The sequence below is a fragment of the Methylobacterium sp. J-068 genome, from assembly GCF_022829445.1.
GTDB lineage: Bacteria > Pseudomonadota > Alphaproteobacteria > Rhizobiales > Beijerinckiaceae > Methylobacterium.
The window spans coordinates 22,753-45,594 of sequence record NZ_JAKSXY010000063.1; the positions used below are offsets into that span (position 1 = coordinate 22,753).

At 71.1% G+C, this 22,842-nt stretch carries 22 protein-coding genes; 15 read left to right on the top strand and 7 right to left on the bottom strand.

Annotated elements, in window-relative coordinates; genetic code table 11:
- Positions 1–39 precede the first annotated feature (39 nt).
- The 7 genes from MKK54_RS08565 to MKK54_RS08595 all read right to left on the bottom strand — a co-directional run bounded on the left by MKK54_RS08565 (position 40) and on the right by MKK54_RS08595 (position 6,677).
- Positions 40–360 (bottom strand): hypothetical protein, encoded by a 321-nt coding sequence (locus MKK54_RS08565; protein ID WP_244010374.1) that lies wholly within the window; start codon positions 358–360, stop codon positions 40–42.
- A 3-nt stretch (positions 361–363) separates the two neighbouring features.
- Positions 364–870: a TspO/MBR family protein gene (locus MKK54_RS08570; RefSeq protein WP_244010375.1), complete on the bottom strand. Its 507-nt coding sequence runs from the start codon at positions 868–870 to the stop codon at positions 364–366.
- Complete coding sequence (locus MKK54_RS08575) at positions 867–2,063, bottom strand: geranylgeranyl diphosphate reductase (protein WP_244010376.1); 1,197 nt, start codon at positions 2,061–2,063, stop codon at positions 867–869. The genes MKK54_RS08570 and MKK54_RS08575 overlap by 4 nt, the downstream gene beginning before the upstream one ends.
- Positions 2,064–2,097: 34 nt before the next feature.
- Positions 2,098–3,438 carry a BCD family MFS transporter gene (locus MKK54_RS08580; protein ID WP_244010377.1) on the bottom strand — a complete coding sequence of 447 codons (1,341 nt, stop codon included), beginning with the start codon at positions 3,436–3,438 and terminating at the stop codon, positions 2,098–2,100.
- The gene (chlG, locus tag MKK54_RS08585) at positions 3,438–4,322 is read right to left on the bottom strand and encodes a chlorophyll synthase ChlG (RefSeq protein ID WP_244010378.1); all 885 of its coding nucleotides are present in this window, start codon (positions 4,320–4,322) and stop codon (positions 3,438–3,440) included. The genes MKK54_RS08580 and chlG overlap by 1 nt, the downstream gene beginning before the upstream one ends.
- Before the next feature lie 126 nt (positions 4,323–4,448).
- Positions 4,449–5,921 (bottom strand): transcriptional regulator PpsR, encoded by a 1,473-nt coding sequence (gene ppsR, locus MKK54_RS08590; protein ID WP_244010379.1) that lies wholly within the window; start codon positions 5,919–5,921, stop codon positions 4,449–4,451.
- A gap of 87 nt (positions 5,922–6,008) precedes the next feature.
- On the bottom strand, positions 6,009–6,677 hold the full coding sequence (locus MKK54_RS08595) for a B12-binding domain-containing protein (protein ID WP_244010380.1): 669 nt from the start codon (positions 6,675–6,677) through the stop codon (positions 6,009–6,011).
- A 33-nt stretch (positions 6,678–6,710) separates the two neighbouring features.
- Between MKK54_RS08595 and MKK54_RS08600 the strand changes: the two genes are divergently transcribed.
- The 15 genes from MKK54_RS08600 (at position 6,711) to hemA (ending at position 22,723) form a co-directional block, all read left to right on the top strand.
- Positions 6,711–6,875 (top strand): hypothetical protein, encoded by a 165-nt coding sequence (locus MKK54_RS08600; RefSeq protein ID WP_244010381.1) that lies wholly within the window; start codon positions 6,711–6,713, stop codon positions 6,873–6,875.
- 332 nt (positions 6,876–7,207) lie between these two features.
- Complete coding sequence (gene bchF, locus MKK54_RS08605; RefSeq protein WP_409564152.1) at positions 7,208–7,708, top strand: 2-vinyl bacteriochlorophyllide hydratase; 501 nt, start codon at positions 7,208–7,210, stop codon at positions 7,706–7,708.
- Positions 7,705–8,982 (top strand): ferredoxin:protochlorophyllide reductase (ATP-dependent) subunit N, encoded by a 1,278-nt coding sequence (locus MKK54_RS08610; protein WP_244010383.1) that lies wholly within the window; start codon positions 7,705–7,707, stop codon positions 8,980–8,982. The genes bchF and MKK54_RS08610 overlap by 4 nt, the downstream gene beginning before the upstream one ends.
- A gap of 4 nt (positions 8,983–8,986) precedes the next feature.
- On the top strand, positions 8,987–10,528 hold the full coding sequence (gene bchB, locus MKK54_RS08615; RefSeq protein ID WP_244010384.1) for a ferredoxin:protochlorophyllide reductase (ATP-dependent) subunit B: 1,542 nt from the start codon (positions 8,987–8,989) through the stop codon (positions 10,526–10,528).
- Positions 10,503–14,213: a magnesium chelatase subunit H gene (locus MKK54_RS08620; RefSeq protein ID WP_244010385.1), complete on the top strand. Its 3,711-nt coding sequence runs from the start codon at positions 10,503–10,505 to the stop codon at positions 14,211–14,213. The genes bchB and MKK54_RS08620 overlap by 26 nt, the downstream gene beginning before the upstream one ends.
- Positions 14,210–15,103 carry a ferredoxin:protochlorophyllide reductase (ATP-dependent) iron-sulfur ATP-binding protein gene (gene bchL, locus MKK54_RS08625; protein WP_244010386.1) on the top strand — a complete coding sequence of 298 codons (894 nt, stop codon included), beginning with the start codon at positions 14,210–14,212 and terminating at the stop codon, positions 15,101–15,103. Before MKK54_RS08620 ends, bchL begins: the two co-directional genes overlap by 4 nt.
- Before the next feature lie 13 nt (positions 15,104–15,116).
- The gene (gene bchM / locus MKK54_RS08630) at positions 15,117–15,818 is read left to right on the top strand and encodes a magnesium protoporphyrin IX methyltransferase (RefSeq protein ID WP_244010387.1); all 702 of its coding nucleotides are present in this window, start codon (positions 15,117–15,119) and stop codon (positions 15,816–15,818) included.
- A complete protein-coding gene (locus MKK54_RS08635; protein WP_244010388.1) occupies positions 15,815–17,236 on the top strand; it encodes an MFS transporter in 1,422 nt (473 codons plus the stop codon). The genes bchM and MKK54_RS08635 overlap by 4 nt, the downstream gene beginning before the upstream one ends.
- Positions 17,237–17,248: 12 nt before the next feature.
- On the top strand, positions 17,249–18,025 hold the full coding sequence (puhA, locus tag MKK54_RS08640) for a photosynthetic reaction center subunit H (protein ID WP_244010389.1): 777 nt from the start codon (positions 17,249–17,251) through the stop codon (positions 18,023–18,025).
- Positions 18,022–18,708 carry a photosynthetic complex putative assembly protein PuhB gene (gene puhB / locus MKK54_RS08645; protein WP_244010390.1) on the top strand — a complete coding sequence of 229 codons (687 nt, stop codon included), beginning with the start codon at positions 18,022–18,024 and terminating at the stop codon, positions 18,706–18,708. The genes puhA and puhB overlap by 4 nt, the downstream gene beginning before the upstream one ends.
- Positions 18,709–18,711: 3 nt before the next feature.
- Positions 18,712–19,179 carry a photosynthetic complex assembly protein PuhC gene (puhC, locus tag MKK54_RS08650; protein WP_244010391.1) on the top strand — a complete coding sequence of 156 codons (468 nt, stop codon included), beginning with the start codon at positions 18,712–18,714 and terminating at the stop codon, positions 19,177–19,179.
- Positions 19,176–19,478, top strand: a complete 303-nt coding sequence (locus MKK54_RS08655) for a hypothetical protein (RefSeq protein ID WP_409564149.1) — start codon at positions 19,176–19,178, stop codon at positions 19,476–19,478. Before puhC ends, MKK54_RS08655 begins: the two co-directional genes overlap by 4 nt.
- On the top strand, positions 19,475–20,551 hold the full coding sequence (gene acsF / locus MKK54_RS08660) for a magnesium-protoporphyrin IX monomethyl ester (oxidative) cyclase (RefSeq protein ID WP_409564150.1): 1,077 nt from the start codon (positions 19,475–19,477) through the stop codon (positions 20,549–20,551). The genes MKK54_RS08655 and acsF overlap by 4 nt, the downstream gene beginning before the upstream one ends.
- A gap of 1 nt (position 20,552) precedes the next feature.
- Entirely contained in the window at positions 20,553–21,404 is an 852-nt protein-coding gene (gene puhE, locus MKK54_RS08665; protein WP_244010392.1) for a putative photosynthetic complex assembly protein PuhE, read from the top strand.
- A gap of 101 nt (positions 21,405–21,505) precedes the next feature.
- Complete coding sequence (gene hemA, locus MKK54_RS08670; RefSeq protein WP_244010393.1) at positions 21,506–22,723, top strand: 5-aminolevulinate synthase; 1,218 nt, start codon at positions 21,506–21,508, stop codon at positions 22,721–22,723.
- Positions 22,724–22,842 lie beyond the last annotated feature (119 nt).

Here is a 22,842-nt window from a genome sequence, read left to right on the forward strand (position 1 = left end):
AATGGATCTTCGATGTGAATGACTTTTGAGAGCGGTCGGTCAGCCGTGCGGGTCGAGGGGCATGGGTTCGGGTCGGGCGGGTGCCGGACGGCCGGGCGCTGCCAGGCCGCCGAGGCGCAGGGTCATCTCCATGCCGTGCGCCAGCCCCGAGACCGCGAGGCAGCCGGCGATGGCCGTCCAGTCCGCTCCCGTCAGCGCGGCGCGCAGCGCCAACATCAGCGCGGCACCGGAGGTCAGGTTGCAGACCAGGGGCAGGGGCAAACCGTCGCGGCGGCGCCACAGGATCAGGACGAGGGCTTCGAGCGCGACGAGCACCAGGATCGCGTCGATGATGCGTCCGCTGGCGAACAGACCGGCCATCGCTCAGGCGCTCCGGAACGGACCGTTGAGCCGGACGATCGCCCGGTTCAGGAAGGCCGCGACACCGACCCAGGCGAGGTAGGGCAGGAGCAGGAGGGCGGCCGTGCCCGAGACGCGCGCGGTGACGAGGATCAGCGCCGCGATGGAGAGCCAGAGGAACACAACCTCGATCAGAGCCCAGTCCGGCCGCCGCAGACGGAAGAACAGGCCGCTCCAGGCGATGTTGAGACCGGCATTGACCGCGTAGGCGGCGAGGAGGGCCGCCCGTGCGGCGAAACCCGCATCGGCGTTCCAGGCCAGGACCGCCGACACGGCCGTGAGGGTGAAGATGGTCGTCCAGACCGGGCCGAAGGCCCAGTCCGGCGGCTTCCAGGCCGGGCGGCGCAGGGCCTGATACCAGGGGCCGGTCGTCGTCAGCAGGCCCCCGGCGAGCGCCACGAGGAAGGCCGCCCCGGCCGCCACCAGGGCCGGCGCCCAGCCGCTGGCGGTGGCCTCCGGCACTCCCGTCACGGCGAGACCCAGCGGAACAGGTGCGCCAGATCCTTGAAGAAGATGCGCGCATGGGCGACGGGTTTCGCCCGGACCAGCTCCTTGTTCATGTAGGAATCCCAGGTCAGCTGCTGCACGTCGCGGTCGCGGCAGATCGAGACGAAGCGCTCGCGCAGGGCGTCGTTGCGGTACCAGACCCCCTGCATGATGCGCAGGATCAGGAAGACCCGCCCGTGCAGGCGCATGAAGCGCCGCCGCGCCCCGGCGAGCGCCTTGGCCTGACCCGTGGCGAGGAAGGCTTCCGCCGCCTCGGCGGCGAGGCGCCCGCCCAGCATCGCATAGTAGATCCCCTCGCCGGAGGCCGGGGCGACGATGCCGGCGGCATCACCGGTGAGGAGCACGTCCCGGCCGTTGTCCCACCGGCGCAGGGGCTTGAGGGGGAGGGGGGCGCCCTCCCGGCGGACGGTCTCGCCGGCCTCGAGGCCCGTCGAGGCGCGCAGCGCCCGGATGGCGCCGCGCAGGGAGAAGCCCTTGTGGGCGGAGCCGGTGCCGATGCTGACCGTGTCGCCGTGGGGGAAGACCCAGGCGTAGAAATCCGGCGAGAGCTTGCCCTGGTAGTAGACGTCGCAGCGCGTCGCCTCGACGTCGTGGCCCCCCGTCTCCGGCAGCCGGACGATCTCGTGATAGGCGAAGACCTGGCGCATGGCGGCATGGCCCGGGATCTCGGCCCGGCCCACGGGCGAACTCGCCCCGTCCGCGCCGATGACGAGCCGCGCCCGCGCGGCTCTGGGAAAGCCGTCCTGCAGGTAATGCACCGTGGCGCCGGCCTCGTCCCGCTCGATGTGCCGGAAGCTCGCCGCGCGCAGCACCGCCCCGGCCTCGGCCGCGCGGCAGCGCAGCCAGGGGTCGAAATCGGCGCGGTCGACCATGCCGACGAAGCCGTCGCCGATGGGCATGTCGACCCGCTTGTCCTTCGGTGAAACCATCCGGGCCGAGCGGATGCGGGCGACGAGCAGGTGGTCGGGAATCGCGAAGTCGCGGATCAGGCGCGGCGGGATCGCGCCCCCGCAGGGCTTGATCCGGCCCGGCTTGTCGAGGAGCAGGACGCGCCGTCCGCTCCGCGCCAGATCGGTGGCCGCCGTGGCGCCGGCCGGGCCGCCGCCCACCACCACCACGTCGTAGGTCTCGGGTTCGGTCCTACCGCTCGGAGCCATGACTTCACCTCGCAAGACTTGAGTTGGCCTGACGTCACCCGATGGACAGCGTTGCCTCGAAGGGCGATGCGACGCGCCGGGCGCGCGGCACCTCGGTCGCGGGCGCGTGCGCGATCCGCAGCGCGAGCGCGGCGGCGAGGACGAACAGCACGGCCTCCCCGGCGAAGACGCCCGCATAGGCATCGACGGCCCGCGGCGCGACGAGGCGGGCGAGATCGACGGCCACCGTGCCGAGGAAGCCGCCCGCCCCGAAGGCCAGCCCCTGCGCCGCGCCCCAGACGCCCATGCGGGTGCCCCGCTCGGCCTCGCCGCCGGCCCCCGCCAGCGCCATCATCGAGCCGATGGCGGCGACCGCGAAGATCCCGTTGAAGAGCCCGAGGGCGAAGACCGGGATGCGTAAGGGAAAGTCCGCGCCCGCGAGGCCGCCGCCCGCGATGCCGAGGAGGGCGAGCGCCGAGCCGGCGCAGCCGAGCGTCGTCCACAGCTTCAGCGATCCCAGCACGGGCCCGCCGATGCCGATGGTCAGCCCGGCGACGACCAGCATGCCGGCGAGCACGCCGCCGTGCTGCAGGCCCGCGAGCTTGGTGGTGACGCCCGGCGACATCGCGAAGACGAGCCCGGCGAAGGGTTCGAGGATGAGTTCCTGGCCGCTATAGGCGAGCATCGCCACGAAGATGAAGATCGTGAAGCGGCGGGAGTCCGGCTCGGCCCAGACCCGGGCCAGCACCTCGGGGAAGGGGCGCTTGGCCGCCCCGGCATCCGCCGGGTCCATCCGGGCGGGCTCGATGCCGCGCACCGCGAGGATGGCGACCAGGACGGCGATCAGCGAGACCGTGCCGGAGACCGCGACGAGGCGGGCGCCCGAGAAGGGATCGAGGAAATGGCCGGCCAGCGGCGCCGTGATGGCGAACCCGGCGATCATCATCACCCAGACGATGGTGGCGGCCGCACCCCGGCGACGGGCCTCGACGCCGGTGGCGAGGAGAACGAGGAGCGAGGTGCCGGCCGCCCCGGCCCCCATGCCCACGGTGAGGAAGGCGAGCACCGCCAGGGCGAGGCCGGCGGCCGGGTGCGTTTCGGCCAGGGCCGTGGCGACGGCCGCCCCGAACCCGCCGAGTGCCAGGGCGGCCATGCCGCCGACGATCCAGGGCGTGCGGCGGCCGGTCCTGTCCGAGCCGTAGCCCCAGCGCGGACGCAGGACCTGCACGGCGTAGTGCAGGGCGACGAGACCACCGGGCACGATCGCGGGTAGCGCCAGTTCGACGACCATGACGCGGTTGATCGTCGAGGTCATCAGAACCACGACGGCCCCGAGCGCCGTCTGCACGAGGCCGAGCCGGACGATGGCGAGCCAGCCGAAGGGAAGGGTGGCCATCACGGGGCTCCCATCGCCAGGGGCCGCAGGGCGAAGGCCGCCACCAGCATGCCGAGGACGTAGAGCGTCGTGCCGGTGCCGTTGTACCAGGCGGCGCGCGCGCGGGGTTCGGCCAGCAGCCGGCGCATCAGGACGAACTGCCCGAGGAGCAGCGCACCGATCAGCGTGCCGTGCCAGGGCCGGTGCCAGACGAACAGCCCGAGGATCACGGCGACCTGCGGCAGCGCCATGACGAGGCAGGCGAGGCGCGCGGCCCCGAGGGTGCCGAGCTGGACCGGCAGGGAGCGGATGCCCATGCGCCGGTCGCCCTCCACCGACTTGAAGTCGTTGAGGGTCATGATCCCGTGCGCGCCGATGGAGTAGAGCAGGGCCACGAGGAGAACGCGCGAATCGGGCACCGAGGCCGCCATCACGGCCGCCCCCGTGAACCAGGGCAGGCCTTCGTAGCAGAGGGCCACGGCCGAGTTGCCCCACCAGCCGTTGCGCTTCAGGCGCAGCGGCGGGGCGCTGTAGATCCACGCCAGCACGAGGCCGAACAGCGCGGCGCCGAGGATCCAGGGGCCGAGGGCGGCCGCGACCAGGAGCGACAGCACGGTCCAGCCCGCCGCGACGTAGAGGCCCCAGCGCCCCGGCATCCGGCCCGAGGGGATCGGCCGGTGCGGCTCGTTGATGGCGTCGACGTGGCGGTCGTACCAGTCGTTGACCGCCTGCGAGGTCGCGCAGACCAGGGGCCCGGCGAGTACGATTCCGGCGGCGATCACCGGCCATTGTCCGCTCGGCGAGGAGCCGGAGGAGACCACGCCGCAGGTGAAGGCCCACATCGGCGCGAACCATGTGATCGGCTTCAGAAGCTCGACGAGGGCGCTGGGTGCGGGCGTTGCCATGAGGACGACGCTAGTTTTTAACGCTACCAAGTGTCAAGTTTGATTTACACGCCCTGCGCGGGATCGTGTTGCCGCAGGGGGCGCGCAGTCGCGTCGTTCTTCGAACGGCGAATCGACGCTGTCTTGTCAGCCCATGTCTTCGGGGCGGCCCATGTCGTCCGGCCGGCCCATGTCTTCGGGCGTGTCGAGATCGCCGATGCCGTAGCGCCGCATCTTCGCATAGAGGCCCTGCCGGCTGAGGCCGAGCATCTCCGCCGCCGAGGCCCGGTTGTCGCGGGTGATGCGCAGGGCCGCCTCGATGCAGAGGCGCTCGATCAGGTCGGTCGATTCCCGAACGAGGTTCTTCATCGAGACCCGGCCGACGAGTTCGGTCATCTGCTCGACGGAGCGCGGGAGTTCCCGCCCGCCGGAGACGGCGGCCCGGCGCGGCGTCGCCCGCAGGGTGAAGCCGAGGCAGGGCTGCCCTCCGCCCGTCGCCGACACGGCCGCGACCTCCACCTCCTCGACCGTCCCGTAGGCGCCCCGGATGTAGGAGGGGAAGTGGCGCACCGATCCGTGCTGGGCCAACGTCGTGAACAGGGCGGCCGCCTCGGATTCCTCCCGCCCGAGCCAGCGTTCCAGGGGCTGGCCCCGGACCTGCTCCTCGGTGGCGAGCTGGACGAGGTCGAGGAAGGCCGGGTTGGCGGTGAGGATGCGCCGTCCCGCATCGGTGACGACGAATCCTTCCGGCAGGCTCCGGATCACCGCGAGGGCACCGGCCCGCGGCGGCTCGGCCTCCGCGCTCGCCGGCTCGGACGAGGCGAGCCGCAGGAGCACGCTGGTGACGTTCTCCTGGCGAAACAGCGACGCGGCGACCCGGACGGACCCGCGCCGGGCTCCGAGCCTGGCATCGAGGTCGGTCGCCTGTCCGGTGACGCGCAGGCCCGCGAAGAGCGATTCGAGGTCGCGCAGGCTGGTGGCGTCGAACAGGTCGACGACGTCCTGCCCGACGATCCGCTTGTCCGCGCGGCCGATCAGGCGCGCGGCGGCGGGGTTGACCTCGGTGACCCGCCGGGTCCCCGCATCCACCACCAGGACGGGCTCGGAGCCGAGCTGGAAGAGCAGGCGATAACGCGTCTCGGCGCCGCGCATGCGCAGGTAGTCGCGCTCGAGCGCCTGCTGCGTCTCGGCGAGCGTCCGCTGCAGCGACGCCATGGCGCGCAGGTTCCGACCGAGGACCAGGATCTGGCCATCCTTGGCGAGCCGCATGGCGGCATAGCGCACGGGCAGATCGATCCCGGTGGGCGAGACGTGGTTGACCTGTCGCCAGCGCGTCACCGCGCCGGGCGCGGCGTCCTTCAGGAGGGCGGCGATCTTCGGCCGGCTCTCGATCGTCACCGTATCGACCCAGGGTCGCCCGAGCCACGCCTCGCAGCCCTCGCCCTCCAGGTCGGAGCTGCCGAAGGTGGCGTCCCGGATGACGCCCTCGGCATCGATCACGAGCGAGAGATCCGTCGCGGCGGCGACCAACAGCCCGGCCGCTTGCGCGTCGAGTGGTCCGAGTGACTTCTGAAGCGCCGCAAGCGCAGGGCTCGTGGCAGGGAGCGCCGAGCTGGTCACAGGTCACCACGCCGTAATGTGGTCAGGTAGAAAGGGAGAATGAGGGAGACCTTCTCGATCGGGCGTATCCTTTGCCGGGTTCGTCTTTCAGCAGGGTATGACCGACAGATCAAGCAGGCTTTCAGCAATGCACAGGGCTTGTCGCGCGTCGGAGGCGGCGGCATCGGCGCCGACCTGACGGCAGCCCTCGGGATTGGCCGTGAAGGCCGGGCCGCCGACCATGACACGAAGGGCAGGGTTGCGCGAATCCCGGCGCAGGGCCGCGACGGTCTCGGTCATCCGGGACATCAGGACGTCGCAGGCGAGCGAGAGGCCGACCACGTCGAACCAGTCGTTCCGGACCCGCGCCAGGGTGTCGTGGCTCGGCTCGGAGGCCGTGCAGGTCACATCCCACCCGGCCTCCCGGAAGAATCGTTCGACCACCGTGAGGCCGAAGCTGTGCGCCTCGCCCGGACAGGGCAGCAGGAGAATGCGGCGGCCCTCGCGCGGCTCCACCGGCTCGACCCCGAACCGGTGGACGACCTCCCGCATGATCCGCTGCAGGCGCCCCATCGCCCGGGTCACCTCGACGAAGTCGCAGAGATCCTCTTCCCACAGCGTGCCGAGGTGGCGCGCCGTCGGAGCGAGCAGATCGAGGAGCAGACTGTCGGTGGCGAGGCCGCTCGCCAGGAGGGCCGCAATCCTGGCGTCGAGGTCGTCTCCGGCCGGCGCGAGCATCAGATCGGTGAACGCCGCGACCTGCTCGGCATCAGGCAATATACCGCAAAAAGACGCGGCGACATCCTGCCGATGGGTCAGCATGAGCCGGGGGATGATCTCGGCCTCGACGACGCGGGCCAGATCTTCCTGAAATCGCAGGCTCCGACCGAAATCCGCGAGCTGGGCCGCAATGCCGAAATCACCGAATCCGGCGAGCTCCCGGCTGGAAATCTCGTAACGCAAACAATCGCCTAACTGCCTCACATCATCCATTGGTCTCTCCCCAATGCAGCTGACGGCGCAACTATCGGTTCGATCTTGCGTGTCGAATTCCGGACTTCAATCTGATCGGGCGCCTGAGCACCCCTGGCGTAAAAAGGGCCGACCTGTGCGGACCCGAAAGGCAGCGTGACGATACGCCGGAAAATGGATGAATCAATGCCCGAACTATAACTATTCTGCATTCAATCCGTCAAAGTGTTTTGACGTAAAGCCAGCTTGACACTCCCTCGAGGGCTTCCTAACCTCCCTTCAACGAGCCCGTCAGACTCCGTCGAACAGGCTCCCAGAAGAGGGCGGACCGCATGATCCGGAGATCGGACAGGCCAACACGACCGCTCTACGACGCCGAGCAGCGCGCCCGCCGCGATGCCTCCGGTTGGACCCTGGTCCAGGGCATTCTGGCCCCGCTTCAATTCCTCGTGTTCGCGGTCAGCCTCGGTCTCGTGCTGCGCACGCTGGCCACCGGGGAGGGCGCCGTCCTCGCCAACGCCTCCGTCGTCGCCAAGACCCTGGTCCTCTACGCGATCATGGTCACCGGCTCGATCTGGGAGAAGGCCGTGTTCGGCCGCTACCTGTTCGCCCCGGCCTTCTACTGGGAGGACATGGTCAGCATGCTCGTGCTGGCCCTGCACAGCGCCTACCTCGTGGCGTTGGCGACCGGCATCCTCGACACGGCCGGGCTGATGGTGCTGGCGCTCGCCGCCTACGCCTCCTACGCGGTGAACGCCGCGCAGTTCATCCTGAAGCTCCGCACCGCGCGCCTCCAGGCCGCGCCGGCCGGCCTCCTCACGGAGGCCGCGCGATGAACGCCCACGCCCCGGCCCTGAGCCTGGAGACGGGTTGCGACATCCGGCAGGAGCGCGGCCAGCGTGCCGTGTTCTGCGGGCTCACCGGCATCGTCTGGCTCCATCGCAAGATCCAGGACGCGTTCTTCCTCGTGGTCGGCTCGCGCACCTGCGCGCACCTCATACAGTCGGCCGCCGGCGTGATGATCTTCGCCGAGCCGCGCTTCGCCACCGCCATCATCGACGAGCGCGATCTCGCCGGCCTCGCCGACGCGAACGAAGAGCTCGACCGCGTGGTGCGCCGCCTGATCGAGCGGCGGCCCGACATCCGACTGCTGTTCCTCGTGGGCTCCTGCCCGTCGGAGGTGATCAAGCTCGACCTGTCGCGGGCGGCCCAGCGCCTGAGCCGGACGTTCCATCCCGACGTGCGCGTGCTGAGCTATTCCGGCAGCGGCATCGAGACCACCTTCACGCAGGGCGAGGATGCCTGCCTCGCCGCGCTGGTGCCGGACATGCCGCGCGCGGCCGAGACCGCCGTGCCGTCGCTCCTCGTGGTCGGCGCGCTCGCGGACGTGGTCGAGGACCAGTTCGCCCGCCTCTTCGCGGAACTCGGGCTGACGGATGTGCGGTTCCTGCCGGCACGCCGGGCCGGCGACCTGCCGGACCTCGGCGCGAACACCCGCTACCTGCTGGCCCAGCCCTTCCTGGCCGACACCGCCCGTGCCCTCGAAGCGCGGGGCGCGACGCGGATCGCGGCGCCGTTCCCCCTCGGCTCGGAGGGCACCACCTCCTGGCTCCGGGCCGCCGCCGAAGCCTTCGGGGTGACGGACGAGCGTTTCGCGCGCGTCACCGCCCCGGGCCGCGCCCGGGCCGCGACGGCGCTTGCCCTCTACCGCGACCGCCTCGACGGCAAGCGCGTGTTCTTCTTCCCCGATTCGCAGCTCGAACCGGCCCTGGCCCGCTTCCTGTCACGCGAGATGGGCGCCGAACTCATCGAGGTCGGCACGCCCTACCTGCATCGCCAGCACCACGCGCCGGAACTCGACCTGCTGCCCGCCGGGACGAAGGTGGTCGAGGGCCAGGACCTCGACGCGCAGATGGACCGTTGCCGGGCGGCCCGGCCCGACCTGACGATCTGCGGGCTCGGCCTCGCCAACCCGCTGGAAGCCGAAGGGCTTGCGACCAAGTGGTCGATCGAACTCCTGTTCACCCCGATCCAGGGCTACGACCAGGCCGGAGACCTCGCCGAACTCTTCGCGCGCCCGCTCAAGCGCCGCGCCCGGCTGGAGGTCTAGGGCCATGCAGCTCACGCTCTGGACCTACGAGGGGCCCCCTCACATCGGCGCGATGCGGATCGCCACCGCCATGCGGGGCCTGCACTACGTGCTGCACGCGCCGCAGGGCGACACCTATGCCGACCTGCTCTTCACCATGATCGAGCGGCGGGATGCCCGCCCGCCGGTGACCTACACCACCTTCCAGGCCCGCGACCTCGGCGCCGACACCGCCGCGATCTTCCAGAACGCCGTGGCCGAGGCCTACGCGCGCTTCCATCCGCAGGCGATGATCGTCGGCGCCTCCTGCACCGCCGAGCTGATCCAGGACGATCCGGGCGGCCTCGCCCGCGCCCTCGACCTGCCGATCCCGGTCATTCCCCTGGAATTGCCCGCCTACCAGAAGAAGGAGAACTGGGGCGCCTCGGAGACCCTCTATCGTCTCGTTCGGGCGCTGGCCGGCGGCACGCGCACGCCCCGCGCGGAGCGCCGGCCACTCTGCAACCTCCTCGGCCCCACGGCTTTGGGCTTTCGCCACCGCGACGACCTCGTCGAAGTCACGAAGATCCTCGGCGCGCTCGGCATCGACGTGAACGTGGTGGCGCCGCTCGGCGCGACGCCGGCCGATCTCGGCCGTCTCGGGGCGGCGGACTTCAACGTGGTGCTCTATCCCGAGATCGCCCGCGCGGCCGCCCAGCACCTGCAGAAGACCTTCGCGCAGCCGATGGTCGAGACCGTGCCGATCGGGGTCCAGGCCACCATCCGGTTCGTCGAGGAGGTCGCCCGAGCCGCCGGCGTCGACCCGGCCCCCGTGCTCGCCGGCGCACCCTCGCGGCTGCCCTGGTACTCGCGCTCGGTCGATTCGACCTACCTCACCGACAAGCGCGTCTTCATCTTCGGCGACGCCACCCACGCGCTCGCCGCCGCCCGGATCGCCGCCACGGAACTCGGCTTCCGGGTCGTCGGTCTCGGCACCTACACCCGCGAATTCGCCCGCGAGGTCCGGGCCGAGGCCGCCCTTCACGGCATCGAGGCGACGATCACCGACGATTACCTCGACGTCGAGGCCGCGATCCAGGCGGCGCAGCCGGAACTCGTCCTGGGCACGCAGATGGAGCGCCATGTCGCCAAGCGCCTGGGACTGCCCTGCGCGGTGATCTCGGCCCCGATCCACGTGCAGGACTTTCCGGCCCGGCACTCGCCGCAGATGGGCTTCGAGGGCGCCAACGTCCTGTTCGACACCTGGGTCCATCCGCTGATGATGGGCCTGGAGGAACACCTGCTGGGCATGTTCCGCGAGGATTCCGAGTTCCACGGCGCGGCCGCCCCCTCGCACCTGCCCCGGCACGGCGCGGAGCCCGCGCCCATCGTGGTGGAGGCGCCCGCGGCGCCGGCCGAGCCGATCATCCTCACCTGGGCCTCGGAGGCCGAGAAGGAGCTGAAGAAGATTCCGTTCTTCGTGCGGGGCAAGGCCCGCGCGAACACCGAGCGCTTCGCGCGGGAACGCGCGCTGCCGCTCATCACCCTCGAGACATTGTACGATGCCAAAGCGCATTTCGGACGCTGAGCGCCCGGCGCTCCGGGTCGTCCTCGTGACGATGGACAATCACGTGGCGAGCGCGCTCGAACGCGCCCGCCAGCGCCTGACCCGCGACCTGCCCGGCCTCGTTCTCGACTTCCACGCCGCCGCCGCCTGGGACACCGATGCGGGCGCCCTCGACGCCTGCAAGGCCGACATCGCCCGGGCCGACATCGTCATCTCCACGATGCTGTTCATGGACGAGCACGTGCGGGCGATCCTGCCGTCCCTGCTCGCCCGCCGCCCCCATTGCGACGCGATGATCGGCTGCCTGTCGGCGAGCGAGGTGGTGAAGACCACCCGCCTCAACCGCTTCGACATGGACGGCACCAAGCGCGGCGCCCTCGACTTCCTGAAGAAGCTGCGCGGCAAGCCGGGCGCCCAGGGCAACGGCGCCCGCCAGATGGCGATGATCGCCAGGCTGCCCAAGATCCTGCGCTTCATCCCGGGCTCGGCCCAGGACGTGCGGGCCTATTTCCTCACCCTGCAATACTGGCTCTCGGGCTCGGACGAGAACATCGCCAACCTCGTGCGCTTCCTCGTCGGGCGCTACGCCGCCGGCCCGCGCGAGGGCTGGCGCCGGATCGCGGCGGCCCCCGCTCCCTTGAGCTACCCCGAGACCGGCCTCTACCATCCGCGCATGGCCGGACGGATCGGCGAGGACGGGGCGCGGGTGCCGGTGCCCGCGGGCCCGGTGAAGGGCCGCGTCGGCCTCCTCGTCATGCGCTCCTACGTGCTGGCCGGAAACACCGCCCATTACGACGGCGTCATCGCCGCCCTGGAGGCGCGCGGGCTCGCCGTGGTGCCGGCCTTCGCCAGCGGCCTCGACAACCGCCCGGCCGTGGACGCGTTCTTCCGGCGCGACGGCCGCCCGACCATCGACGCTCTGGTCTCCCTCACCGGCTTCTCGCTCGTCGGCGGCCCCGCCTACAACGACGCCGCCGGGGCGCAGGCGCTGCTCGCCGAACTCGACGTGCCGTATCTTGCCGCCCACGCCCTCGAATTCCAGACCCTGGAGCAGTGGGAAGCCTCCGACCGGGGCCTCTCGCCGGTGGAGGCCACCATGATGGTGGCGATCCCCGAACTCGACGGCGCCACCGCCCCGATGGTGTTCGGCGGCCGCTCCAGCCGCTCCCTCGGCGCCAGCACCCGCGACATGGTCGTGCACCCCGAGCGCGCCGACACGCTGGCCGCCCGCATCGAACGCCTCGTGACCCTGCGGCGTAAGGCGCGGGCCGAGCGGCGGGTCGCGGTGGTGCTGTTCGGCTTCCCGCCGAATGCCGGCAGCATCGGCACCGCCGCCTTCCTGTCGGTCTACCGGTCGCTGCACAACACCCTGACGGCGCTCAAGGCCGAGGGCTACACGCTCGAGGTTCCGGACGACGCCGACGCGCTGCGCGAGGCCGTGCTCGGCGGCAATGCTGCCCGCTTCGGCACGCCCGCCAACGTCCACCACCGCATCGCGGCCGACGACCATGTCCGGCGCGAGCGGCATCTCTCCGAGATCGAGGCCCAGTGGGGGCCGGCCCCGGGACGCCAGAACAGCAACGGCTCGCAGATCTTCGTGCTCGGCGCCCAGTTCGGCAACGTCTTCGTCGGCGTCCAGCCGGGCTTCGGCTACGAGGGCGACCCGATGCGCCTCCTGTTCGAGCGCGGCTTCGCCCCGACCCACGCCTTCTCGGCCTTCTACCGCTACCTGCGCGAGGATTTCCGCGCCGACGCGGTGCTGCATTTCGGCACCCACGGGGCACTCGAATTCATGCCCGGCAAGCAGACCGGCCTCTCGGGCGCCTGCTGGCCCGAGCGCCTGATCGGCGCCCTGCCGCACGTCTACCTCTACGCTGCCAACAACCCCTCCGAGGGCCTGCTGGCCAAGCGCCGCTCCGCCGCGACGCTCGTGAGCTACCTCACCCCGAGTCTCGCCCAGGCCGGGCTCTATCGCGGGCTGATCGACCTCAAGGCCTCGATCGAGCGCTGGCGCGCCCTGGAGCCGGAAGCCGTGGCCGAGCGCCGCGATCTCGCCGAGCTGATCCAGGCGCAGGGCGCCGGCCTCGATCTCGTCGCCGCCGAGCCGGTCTGGAGCGCGGACCTCGCCGGCCACGTCCAGCGCCTCGGCACCGCCCTGCACGAACTCGAACACGCGCTGATCCCGCACGGCCTGCACGTGGTCGGGCAGGGGACGGCTCCGGAGGAGCGCACCGACATCCTCCTCGCCCTGGCGGAAGCCAGCCACGGCCTGAACCCGGCGCGCGCGGGGCTCGCCGCCCTCGTCTCCGGCGCGCCCCTCGACGCGGCGCTGGCGGAAGGTCGCCTCGCCCTCACCGAGCCGAACCGCGCCGCCTTCGCGGCCCTGCGCGAGACGGATCGCCTGTTGTCACAGGATCACGAGATCCAGGGCCTGCTCCGAGCCCTCGACGGCCGCTTCATCGCGCCCGTGGCGGGCGGCGACCTCCTGCGCAATCCCGACATCCTGCCCACGGGGCGCAACCTGCACGGCTTCGACCCTTACCGCCTGCCCTCCGCCTTCGCGCTTGCCGACGGCGCCCGGCAGGCCGCGCGCCTCCTCGCCCGCTACCGCGACGAGGGCGCGGCCTACCCCGAGAGCATCGCCCTGGTCCTGTGGGGCACCGACAACCTGAAGAGCGAGGGCGGCCCGATCGCCCAGGCCCTGGCGCTGATCGGCGCGGCCCCCCGCTTCGATGGCTACGGCCGCCTCAGCGGCGCCACCCTGATCCCGCTGGAGACCCTCGGGCGCCCGCGCATCGACGTGGTCGTAACCCTGTCGGGCATCTTTCGCGATCTGCTGCCGCTTCAGACCAAGCTGCTGGCGGAGGCCTCCTACCTCGCTGCCAGCGCCGACGAGCCGATCGCGCAGAACTTCGTCCGCAAGCACGCCCTGGCGCTTCAGGCCGAGCACGGCGTCGACCTGGAAGTCGCGGCACTTCGGGTCTTCTCCAACGCGGAGGGCACCTACGGCGCCAACGTCAACGCGCTGGTGGAATCCGGCCGCTGGGAGGATGCCGACGAGATTTCCGAGACCTTCGCGCGGCGCAAGTCCTTCGCCTATGGCCGCAACGGCGTGCCGACGGCCCAGCGCGCCCTGATGGGCAGCGTGCTCGCCACCGTGGATCTGGCCTATCAGAACCTCGATTCCGTCGAGGTCGGCGTGACCTCGGTCGACCATTACTTCGACGGCCTCGGCGGCATGGGCCGGGCGGTCGCCAAGGCGCGCGGCGCGGCGGTGCCGATCTTCATCAGCGACCAGACCCGGGGGGAGGGCGTGGTGCGCTCGCTGACTGAGCAGGTCAGCCTCGAGACGCGTACCCGGATGCTCAACCCGAAATGGACCGAGGGCATGCTCGGCCACGGCTACGAGGGCGTGCGTCAGATCGAGGCCCACCTCACCAACACGCTCGGCTGGTCGGCCACCACCAACGGCGTCGCCCCCTGGGTCTACCAGCGCATCACCGAGACCTACGTCCTCGACGGCGCCATGCGCGAACGCATGGCGGCGCTCAACCCGACCGCTTCGGCCAAGGTCGCACACCGGCTGATCGAGGCGCACCAGCGCGGCTTCTGGACCCCCGACGCGGAGACGCGCGACGCGCTCGACCGCGCCGAGGAGGAACTGGAGGACCGCGTCGAAGGCATCACCGCAGGGGTCGCCGCATGAACATCGCCATCCGCAATCCGGTGCCCACGCGCCAGCCCGAGGGAAGCGTTCAGGTCGAACTCGACCCGAACCTCAAGATCGGCACCGCGAAGGTGTTCGCCGTCTACGGCAAGGGCGGCATCGGCAAGTCGACCACCTCGTCGAACCTGTCCGTGGCGTTCTCCAAGCTCGGCAAGCGCGTGCTGCAGATCGGCTGCGACCCGAAGCACGATTCGACCTTCACGCTGACGAAGCGGTTGGCCCCCACCGTCATCGATGCCCTGGAGGCGGTGCAGTTCCACTCCGAGGAACTGCGCATCGAGGACTTCGTGGCGGAAGGCTACAACGGCGTCATGTGCGTCGAGGCCGGCGGACCGCCCGCCGGCACCGGCTGCGGCGGCTACGTCGTGGGGCAGACGGTGAAGCTCCTCAAGGAGCACCACCTGCTGGAAGACACCGACGTGGTGATCTTCGACGTGCTCGGCGACGTGGTCTGCGGCGGCTTCGCCTCGCCGCTCCAGCACGCCGATCAGGCACTCATCGTCACCGCCAACGACTTCGACTCGATCTTCGCCATGAACCGGATCGTCGCGGCGATCCACGCCAAGGCGAAGAACTACAACGTGCGCCTCGGCGGCGTCATCGCCAACCGCTCGGCCAAGACCGACGAGATCGACCGCTTCAACGCCGCCGTGGGCCTGGAGCGCATCGCGCACTTCCCGGACCTCGACGTGGTCCGGCGCTCGCGCCTCAAGAAGTCGACCCTGTTCGAGATGGAGCCGACGCCGGAACTCGAGGCCGTCACCACCGAATACATGCGCCTGGCCGCCCATCTCTGGGCGGGCGGCAAGCCCCTCGACGCGATTCCCATGAAGGACCGCGACCTGTTCGAATTCCTCGGCTTCGATTGAGGGGAGCCGGACCATGACCTCGCACAGCTACGCGGCCCGCCGCTCGCAATTGACCACCTACTTCGACCGCACCGCCGTCGAGGCCTGGGCGCGCCTGACCTCCGACGCGCCGGTCTCGAAGATCCGCGCGACCGTGCGGGCCGGGCGCGATGCCATGCGGGCCAACCTGCTGGGATGGCTGCCGGCCGACCTCACGGGCCGGCGCCTGCTCGATGCCGGCTGCGGCACGGGGGCGCTGAGCCTGGAGGCCGCCCGAAGGGGGGCCGAGGTCGTCGCCATCGACGTCTCGCCGACGCTGATCGGCCTGGCTCGGGAGCGCACGAGCCTCTCCGGTCCGGGCCGCATCGAGTTCCGCGTCGGCGACATGCTCGATCCGGCCCTGGGTCGCTTCGACCACATCGTGGCGATGGATTCGCTGATCCACTACGCCACGCCGGACATCGTCCGGGCGCTCGCCGTCCTCGCGGACCGCACCGAGACTTCGGTGCTGTTCACGGTGGCGCCGCGCACCCCGCTCCTCACACTGATGCACATGGCCGGCCGCGCCTTCCCGCGCGGCGACCGGGCGCCCGCCATCGTGCCGGTCGGCGAGGCGGATCTGCGCCGGCGCGTGGCGGCGGATCCGGCCCTGGCGGGTGTCGGCATCGCGCGCGCGCACCGGGTGAACAGCGGGTTCTACCTCTCGCAGGCCTTCGAACTGAGGCGGGCGTCATGACCCGCCTCGGCGCCTCCATGGCCCGTGCGCTTCAGCGCGTCGGCCCCGGCATGCTGCCCTTCGCCGACGCGGCGACGGCGGAACTGCCGATGGGGCGCCTGCTTCGCCTCGCCCTGTTCCAGGTCACGGTCGGCATGGCGGCCGTTCTCCTCATCGGCACGCTCAACCGGGTGATGATCGTCGAACTGGCGGTGCCGGCCTGGATCGTGGCCGTGATGCTGTCGCTGCCGCTGATCTTCGCGCCGTTCCGGGCGCTGGTCGGCTTCCGCTCGGACACGCACCGCTCCGTGCTCGGCTGGCGCCGGGTGCCCTACATCTGGTTCGGCACGCTGCTGCAGTTCGGCGGGCTCGCCATCATGCCCTTCGCCCTGCTGATCCTGTCTGGCGACACCACCGGCTCGGCCTGGCCCGGGCACGTGGCGGCGGCCCTCGCCTTCGTGCTGGTCGGCGCCGGCCTCCACACCACGCAGACCGTGGGCCTGGCGCTGGCGACCGACCTCGCACCGGCCCATGCGCGGCCCCGCGTCGTCGCGCTCCTCTGCGTCATGCTGCTCGTCGGCATGGTGGTGAGCGCCGTCGCCTTCGGGCTGCTGCTCGCCGACTTCTCGGCGCTCCGCCTCATCAAGGTGATCCAGGGGGCCGCACTGGTCACCATCGTGCTCAACGGCATCGCCCTGTGGAAACAGGAGCCCCGCGCGCCGGGCCGCACGGCGCGGGAATTGCCCCGCCCGGCCTTCTCGGAATCCTGGGCGCTCTATGCCGGCAGGGGCAGGGCGCGCCGCCGCCTCGTGGCCACGGGCCTCGGCACCGCCGCCTTCTCGATGCAGGACATCCTGCTGGAGCCCTATGGCGGGCAGATCCTGCACCTGCCCGTCGCCGCCACCACGGCGCTGACCGCCCTGCTGGCGGCCGGGGGCGGCCTCGGCCTCCTCATCGCCGCGCGCTGGCTCGACCGGGGCGGGGACGCCTTCCGGGTCGCCGCCTCCGGAGCCGTCGTCGGGATCGCGGCCTTCTCGGCGGTGATCTTCGCCGCGCCGCTCGATTCCGCCCGGCTGTTCGCGGTCGGTGTCGGCCTGATCGGTCTCGGCGGGGGGCTCTTCGCCCACGGCACCCTCACGGCCTCGATGGCCAAGGCCGGCCCGGAGGATACCGGCCTGGCGCTCGGCGCCTGGGGCGCGGTCCAGGCGAGCGCGGCCGGCCTCGCCATCGCGGCCAGCGGCATCCTGCGGGATCTCGGTGCCCATCTGGCCGAATCCGGCCGCCTCGGTGAGGCGATGAACCTGCCCTCGACCGGCTACCTCATCGTCTACCACCTCGAGATCGCGCTGCTCTTCGCCACCCTGCTGGCGATCGGCCCCCTCGTCCGCGACGTGCGCCCCGCCCGCCGCGCGCCACAACCCTTGCCCCGCTCAGCCTGAAGGAGACCGGCCATGCCGAGAGGTGAAATCACGGGCTACGTCGATGTCGCGCAGGTGGTGCTCTACGCGTTCTGGATCTTCTTCGCCGGCCTGGTCTTCTACCTGCGCCGGGAGGATCGCCGCGAGGGCTATCCGCTCGAATCCGAGGCGGCGCGCGGCCGGGCCATGCCGCCGGACCCGTTCCTGATCCCGTCGCCCAAGCGCTTCCTGCTCTCCAACGGCCACGTGAAGTTCGCGCCCCAGATCGGCGAGCGCACGCCCTGGACCTTTCGCGGCCACAAGCTCGAGGTCTGGCCGGGCGCCCCCCTGGAGCCCGAGACCGACGGCCTGCACGACGCCATCGGCCCGGCTTCCTACGCCAACCGCGAGGACAGCCACGACGAGACCTGGGACCGCGAGAAGCGTATCGTCCCCTTGCGCGTCGCCGATCACTTCGTGGTCCACGAGGACGGCCCCAACCCGATCGGCATGTCGGTGTTCGGCGCCGACCGGCAGGTCGCCGGCACGGTCAGCGACCTCTGGGTCGACCGGGGCGAGTCGATGGTGCGATACTACGAGGTCGAACTCGGGGCCGGCGGGCGCCGCGTCCTGATGCCCGCCACCTTCTGCAGGACCGGGCGCTTCTCGCGCACGGTCACGTGCGAGGCGCTGCTCGCGCACCAGTTCGCCGATGTCCCGACCACGAAGGACCCCGATTCCGTCACCCTCTACGAGGAGGAGCGGATCATGGCCTTCTACGGCGGCGGCACCCTCTACGCCACGCCGCTTCGCCAGGAGGCCTTCCTGTGAGCCGGTCCGCCAAGCGCCCCTCCCATCACCTGCCCGCCAATGCCTTCGACGCGCCGCCCGGCCTGCCGGCGGCCCTCCCGGCCGGCGAGCACATCCTCTGGCAGGGCCGGCCCTGCGGCTTCGGCATCGCCTTCCGAGCCCTGCACCTGCGTCTCGTCGGAATATGGTTCGCGGGGCTCGCCCTCTGGGCCGCGCTGCCGCCGGCTCTGGCGGGGCGGTGGATCGAGGCCGGGACCCTGGCGGCCCCGACCCTCGGCGTCGGCGCGGGGGCACTGGCGCTCCTGTCGCTGCTCGGCTGGCTTTCGGCCCGCACCACGGCCTACACCATCACCAACCGCCGGGTGGTGATGCGGGTCGGCATCGCCCTGCCGATGACCCTGAACCTGCCCTTCGCCCTCGTCGAGGCGGCCGAGTGCGCGCTCCATCCGGACGGCAGCGCCGACCTGCCCCTGCGCCTGCGCGCCGGCAACCGCGTCGCCTACCTGCACCTCTGGCCCCATGCCCGGCCCTGGCGCGTGAACCGGCCCGAGCCGATGCTGCGCGCGATCCCGGATGGCCGCGCGGTCGCCGAGATCCTCGCGCGCGCCCTGACGGCCCATCGCGCCTTGCCGGAAGAGGTGGCGGGCCCCGTCGTCCTGCGCCCGCGTGCCGCGCCGGCCCCGCGTCTCGCGACCGCGAGCTGAGCGATGGACCCGCATCCGCTCGCCCGCAGCGCGGGACGCACCTCACGGGCCCTCGTCGTCGGGGTCGGTCTCCTCGTCGGTTTCGTGGTCGCCGCGGTCACCGTCGGACGCGTCGAGAGCGTCGGCCTGACGCGGATGGAGCCGGCCCGCCCGGTCCAGAGCCTCGCGCTCCGGGTCGACGACGCGGCGGACGGCTCGATCACCCTGCGGGACGCCGAGCGCGGCGACCTCGTCGCCACGGTCCGGCCGGGGGCCGACAACTTCATCCGCGCCACCCTGCGGGGCTTCGCGCAGGGCCGGCTGCGGGCCGGCCTGTCCCGCGAGGTGCCTTTCCGCCTCACGCGCTTCGACGACGGCTCGCTGCGCCTCGACGACGCGCTCACCGGCCGCAGCGTCGATTTCGGCGCCTTCGGCCCGTCGAACTTCGCCGCCTTCGCCCGCCTGATGCCGAATGACGGAACCGTACCATGATGGCCTGGCTGAACGGACGCCGCAGCGTAGACGTCCCCTGCACCGTCGAGATCGAGCAGACCGCCGAGAGCCTGCACGCTCACGTGGTCCTCGACGCGACCTTCGAGATCGAGCCCGGTGACGCCGTGCAGGTGCACGACGCCCCGACCTCGGTGCCCTACGGCGAGCGCCTCGTGGTGCGCCGGACCGCCACCGTGACCCGCGCCGGCCGCATCGAGCGGCTCTGGACCAAGCTCGCGGGACACCTCGAACTCACCGAACTCTACGAAGTCAGCTTTTCCGAGAGGAGGCGCCTGTGACCGCAGCGATCCAGCAGCCCGTCCCCAAAACGCCGATGAACGAGGCGACCAAGGCCGCGCAGGAGACGACGTTTCTGTCGCCGCGCTTCTACACGACCAATTTCGAGGAACTCGACCGCACCGACGTCGAGCCCGTGCGGGCGGAGTGGAACAAGCTCATCGCGGAATTGCGCGCCGACCCGAACAAGCGCCACTTCACGCGGAACGAAGAATTCGACTGCGACATGTCCGGGCTCGATCCGGCCCTGCGCAAGGAGTTCATGGACTTCCTGGTCTCGTCCATCACCGCCGAGTTCTCGGGCTGCGTGCTCTACGCCGAGATGCGCAAGCGGGCGAAGAACCCCGACATCCGCGAGCTGTTCGGCTTCATGAGCCGCGACGAGGCGCGCCATGCCGGCTTCATCAACGACGTGCTCAAGGATTTCGGCATCGGCGTCGACCTGGGCTTCCTGACGAAATCGAAGAAGTACACCTTCTTCCGGCCGAAGTTCATCTTCTACGCCACCTACCTCTCGGAGAAGATCGGCTACGCCCGCTACATCACGATCTTCCGCGAGCTGGAGCGCAATCCGGAGCGCCGCTTCCACCCGATCTTCAAGTGGTTCGAGAAGTGGTGCAACGACGAGTTCCGCCACGGCGAGGCCTTCGCCCTGCTCATGCGCGCCAATCCGAAGCTGACCTCGGGCGTCAACCGCTACTGGATCAAGTTCTTTCTGCTCGCGGTCTTCGCGACGATGTATGTCCGCGACCATTGCCGCCCGGCCTTCCACGACGCGCTGGGCGTCGATCCGACCGATTACGACTTCCAGGTCTTCCGGATCACCTCGGAGATCTCGAAGCAGACCTTCCCGCTGACCCTCGACCTCGACAATCCCCGCTTCAAGCAGGCTCTGGACCGGCTCCTGACCTGCTCGGAGAAGATCGCCGACGCCAAGGCCCAGGGCGGACTCCTCGGCAAGCTCAGGCACGGCGCCTGGATCGCCGCCTCGGCGGTCAACTTCGCGCGGCTCTACGCCCTGCCGACCCTCGACAACCCGATGCCGGCGGAAATCCGCCTCAAGCCGGTCTGGTAGGATGGGGGCCTACGCGCTTCCCGCCCTCTACGCGGTGCTGGTCTGGTGGTTCTCCACCGGCCTGATCCTGCTCCTCGACCATCGCCCGCGCTCCACGCACGCGCTCAGCATGGTCGCGGGGACGGGCGTGCTCGGCCTGTCGCTCTGGGCGATCGGCGCCTCGGCCGGAGATGCGAGCGCGGGGAGCGCCTACATCGCCTTCACGGCGGCCCTCCTCGTCTGGGGCTGGCAGGAGATGAGCTACTACATGGGCTTCGTCTCGGGTCCGCGCACCCTCGGCTGCCCGCCGGGCGCCAGCGGCCTCCAACGCTTCCGGGCGGCGGCGGCCACCAGCCTGTGGCACGAGGCGGCGATCGTCGCTGGCGGCCTCGCCATCCTGGCCCTGACCTGGGGCGAGCCCAACCGGTTCGCCCTTTGGACCTACCTGGTCCTGTGGGGAATGAACCTCTCGGCCCGCCTCAACCTATTCCTCGGGGTCCGCAACCTCAACGCCGAGCTCCTGCCCGAGCACCTCGCCTATCTCGGCAGTTACCTGCGGACGCGCGCCATGAACCCGCTCTTCCCGGTCTCGGTGACGGCGGCGGGGATCGCCACCATCGCCCTCGTGCTGGCGGCGCTCGGCGAAGGCGCGACCGCCCACGAGGTCGCGGGTCTCAGCATCCTGGCGACCCTGATGGCGCTCGCCACCCTGGAGCACGGCTTCCTCATGCTGCCGCTGCCCTCGGCCGCCCTCTGGCAATGGAGCCTGCCGAAGATCGCGGACGCCCGCCCGATGCCGTCGCCGATCCCGGCCGCGCGCGGCGAAACGCCGTGCGTCGGGGAGCGCCGTCTCGCCGAGGTCGACGGACACTGAACCACCCGCTCCGGTGGAGCGGAGATGCGAACGCCGCCCCGGCGGCAGGGCAGACGAGCGGGCTCGAAAGACCCGCCGAGCAACGAGGGAAGGGGACGGGCATGAACTACGAAGAGATCTTCGGCTCTGCTTTGGCCGGCCTGCATCGCGAGGGGCGCTACCGCGTCTTCACCGACCTCGAGCGACAGGCGGGCCGCTTCCCGCACGCCACGCACCACACGCCCGACGGCACGCGGCCCGTCACCGTCTGGTGCTCGAACGACTATCTCGGCATGGGCCAGCACCCGGCCGTGATCGAGGCCATGCACGAGGCGCTGGACCGCTGCGGCGCCGGCGCCGGCGGCACCCGCAACATCTCGGGCACCAACCACTACCACGTGCTGCTGGAGCGCGAACTCGCCGACCTGCACCGCAAGGAGGCGGCCCTGCTGTTCACGTCCGGCTACGTCTCGAACTGGGCGGCACTCGGCACGCTCGGATCGCAGATGCCGGGCTGCGCCATCTTCTCGGATGCCGGCAACCACGCATCGATGATCGAGGGCATCAAGGCCGCCCGCGCCGAGCGCCACATCTTCCGCCACAACGATCCCGACGATCTCGACCGCAAGCTGCGCCTCGTCGACCCCGCGCGGCCGAAGATCGTGGCCTTCGAATCGATCTACTCGATGGACGGCGACATCGCCCCCATCGCGGAGATCTGCGATGTCGCCGAGGCGCACGGCGCGCTCACCTATCTCGACGAGGTCCACGCGGTCGGCCTCTACGGGGAGCGCGGCGGCGGCATCTCGGAGCGCGAGGGCCTCGCCCATCGCCTCGACGTGATCGAAGGCACGCTGGGCAAGGCCTTCGGGGTCCATGGCGGCTACATCACGGGGTCCGCGAAGCTCTGCGACTTCGTGCGCAGCTTCGCCTCGGGCTTCATCTTCACGACGTCGCTCCCGCCCGCCGTGGCGGCGGGCGCGGCGGCGAGCATCCGCCACCTCAAGGCCAGCCAAGCCGAGCGGGTCCGGCATCAGGACCGGGCGGCCGCGGTGCGGGCCCGCCTCGACGCCGCCGGCATTCCCTACCTGCACAACGACAGCCACATCGTGCCGGTGATGGTCTACGACCCGGTGCTCTGCAAGGCGATCAGCGACACGCTGCTCGACGAGTTCGGCATCTACGTCCAGCCGATCAACTACCCGACCGTGCCGCGCGGCACCGAGCGCCTGCGCATCACGCCCTCGCCCCTGCACACGGATGCCGACATCGACCATCTGGTCGGCGCTCTGACCGCGATCTGGGCGCGGATGGACGTGCAGCGGGTGGCGGCGGAGTAGCCGCGAGATCCTCGACCCGTCCCGCGACCGGATCGATCTGACATCGAGGTGGCCCCATGCCGATCAACGGATTGCCCAGAGCAGCGGCACCAGCGCCGCCCTCGCATCCCACCGAGGCG

Bases quoted from the DNA above. Each gene is read 5' to 3' on its own strand.
- bchM (WP_244010387.1), top strand. From the start codon at position 15,117: ATGACCTCGCACAGCTACGCGGCCCGCCGCTCGCAATTGACCACCTAC.
- puhA (WP_244010389.1), top strand. From the start codon at position 17,249: ATGCCGAGAGGTGAAATCACGGGCTACGTCGATGTCGCGCAGGTGGTG.
- hemA (WP_244010393.1), top strand. From the start codon at position 21,506: ATGAACTACGAAGAGATCTTCGGCTCTGCTTTGGCCGGCCTGCATCGC.
- MKK54_RS08635 (WP_244010388.1), top strand. From the start codon at position 15,815: ATGACCCGCCTCGGCGCCTCCATGGCCCGTGCGCTTCAGCGCGTCGGC.
- MKK54_RS08610 (WP_244010383.1), top strand. From the start codon at position 7,705: ATGAACGCCCACGCCCCGGCCCTGAGCCTGGAGACGGGTTGCGACATC.
- MKK54_RS08620 (WP_244010385.1), top strand. From the start codon at position 10,503: ATGCCAAAGCGCATTTCGGACGCTGAGCGCCCGGCGCTCCGGGTCGTC.
- bchB (WP_244010384.1), top strand. From the start codon at position 8,987: ATGCAGCTCACGCTCTGGACCTACGAGGGGCCCCCTCACATCGGCGCG.
- MKK54_RS08580 (WP_244010377.1), bottom strand. From the start codon at position 3,438: ATGGCCACCCTTCCCTTCGGCTGGCTCGCCATCGTCCGGCTCGGCCTC.
- bchL (WP_244010386.1), top strand. From the start codon at position 14,210: ATGAACATCGCCATCCGCAATCCGGTGCCCACGCGCCAGCCCGAGGGA.
- MKK54_RS08600 (WP_244010381.1), top strand. From the start codon at position 6,711: ATGGGTCAGCATGAGCCGGGGGATGATCTCGGCCTCGACGACGCGGGC.
- puhE (WP_244010392.1), top strand. From the start codon at position 20,553: ATGGGGGCCTACGCGCTTCCCGCCCTCTACGCGGTGCTGGTCTGGTGG.
- MKK54_RS08575 (WP_244010376.1), bottom strand. From the start codon at position 2,063: ATGGCTCCGAGCGGTAGGACCGAACCCGAGACCTACGACGTGGTGGTG.
- puhC (WP_244010391.1), top strand. From the start codon at position 18,712: ATGGACCCGCATCCGCTCGCCCGCAGCGCGGGACGCACCTCACGGGCC.
- MKK54_RS08655 (WP_409564149.1), top strand. From the start codon at position 19,176: ATGATGGCCTGGCTGAACGGACGCCGCAGCGTAGACGTCCCCTGCACC.
- MKK54_RS08565 (WP_244010374.1), bottom strand. From the start codon at position 360: ATGGCCGGTCTGTTCGCCAGCGGACGCATCATCGACGCGATCCTGGTG.
- chlG (WP_244010378.1), bottom strand. From the start codon at position 4,322: ATGGCAACGCCCGCACCCAGCGCCCTCGTCGAGCTTCTGAAGCCGATC.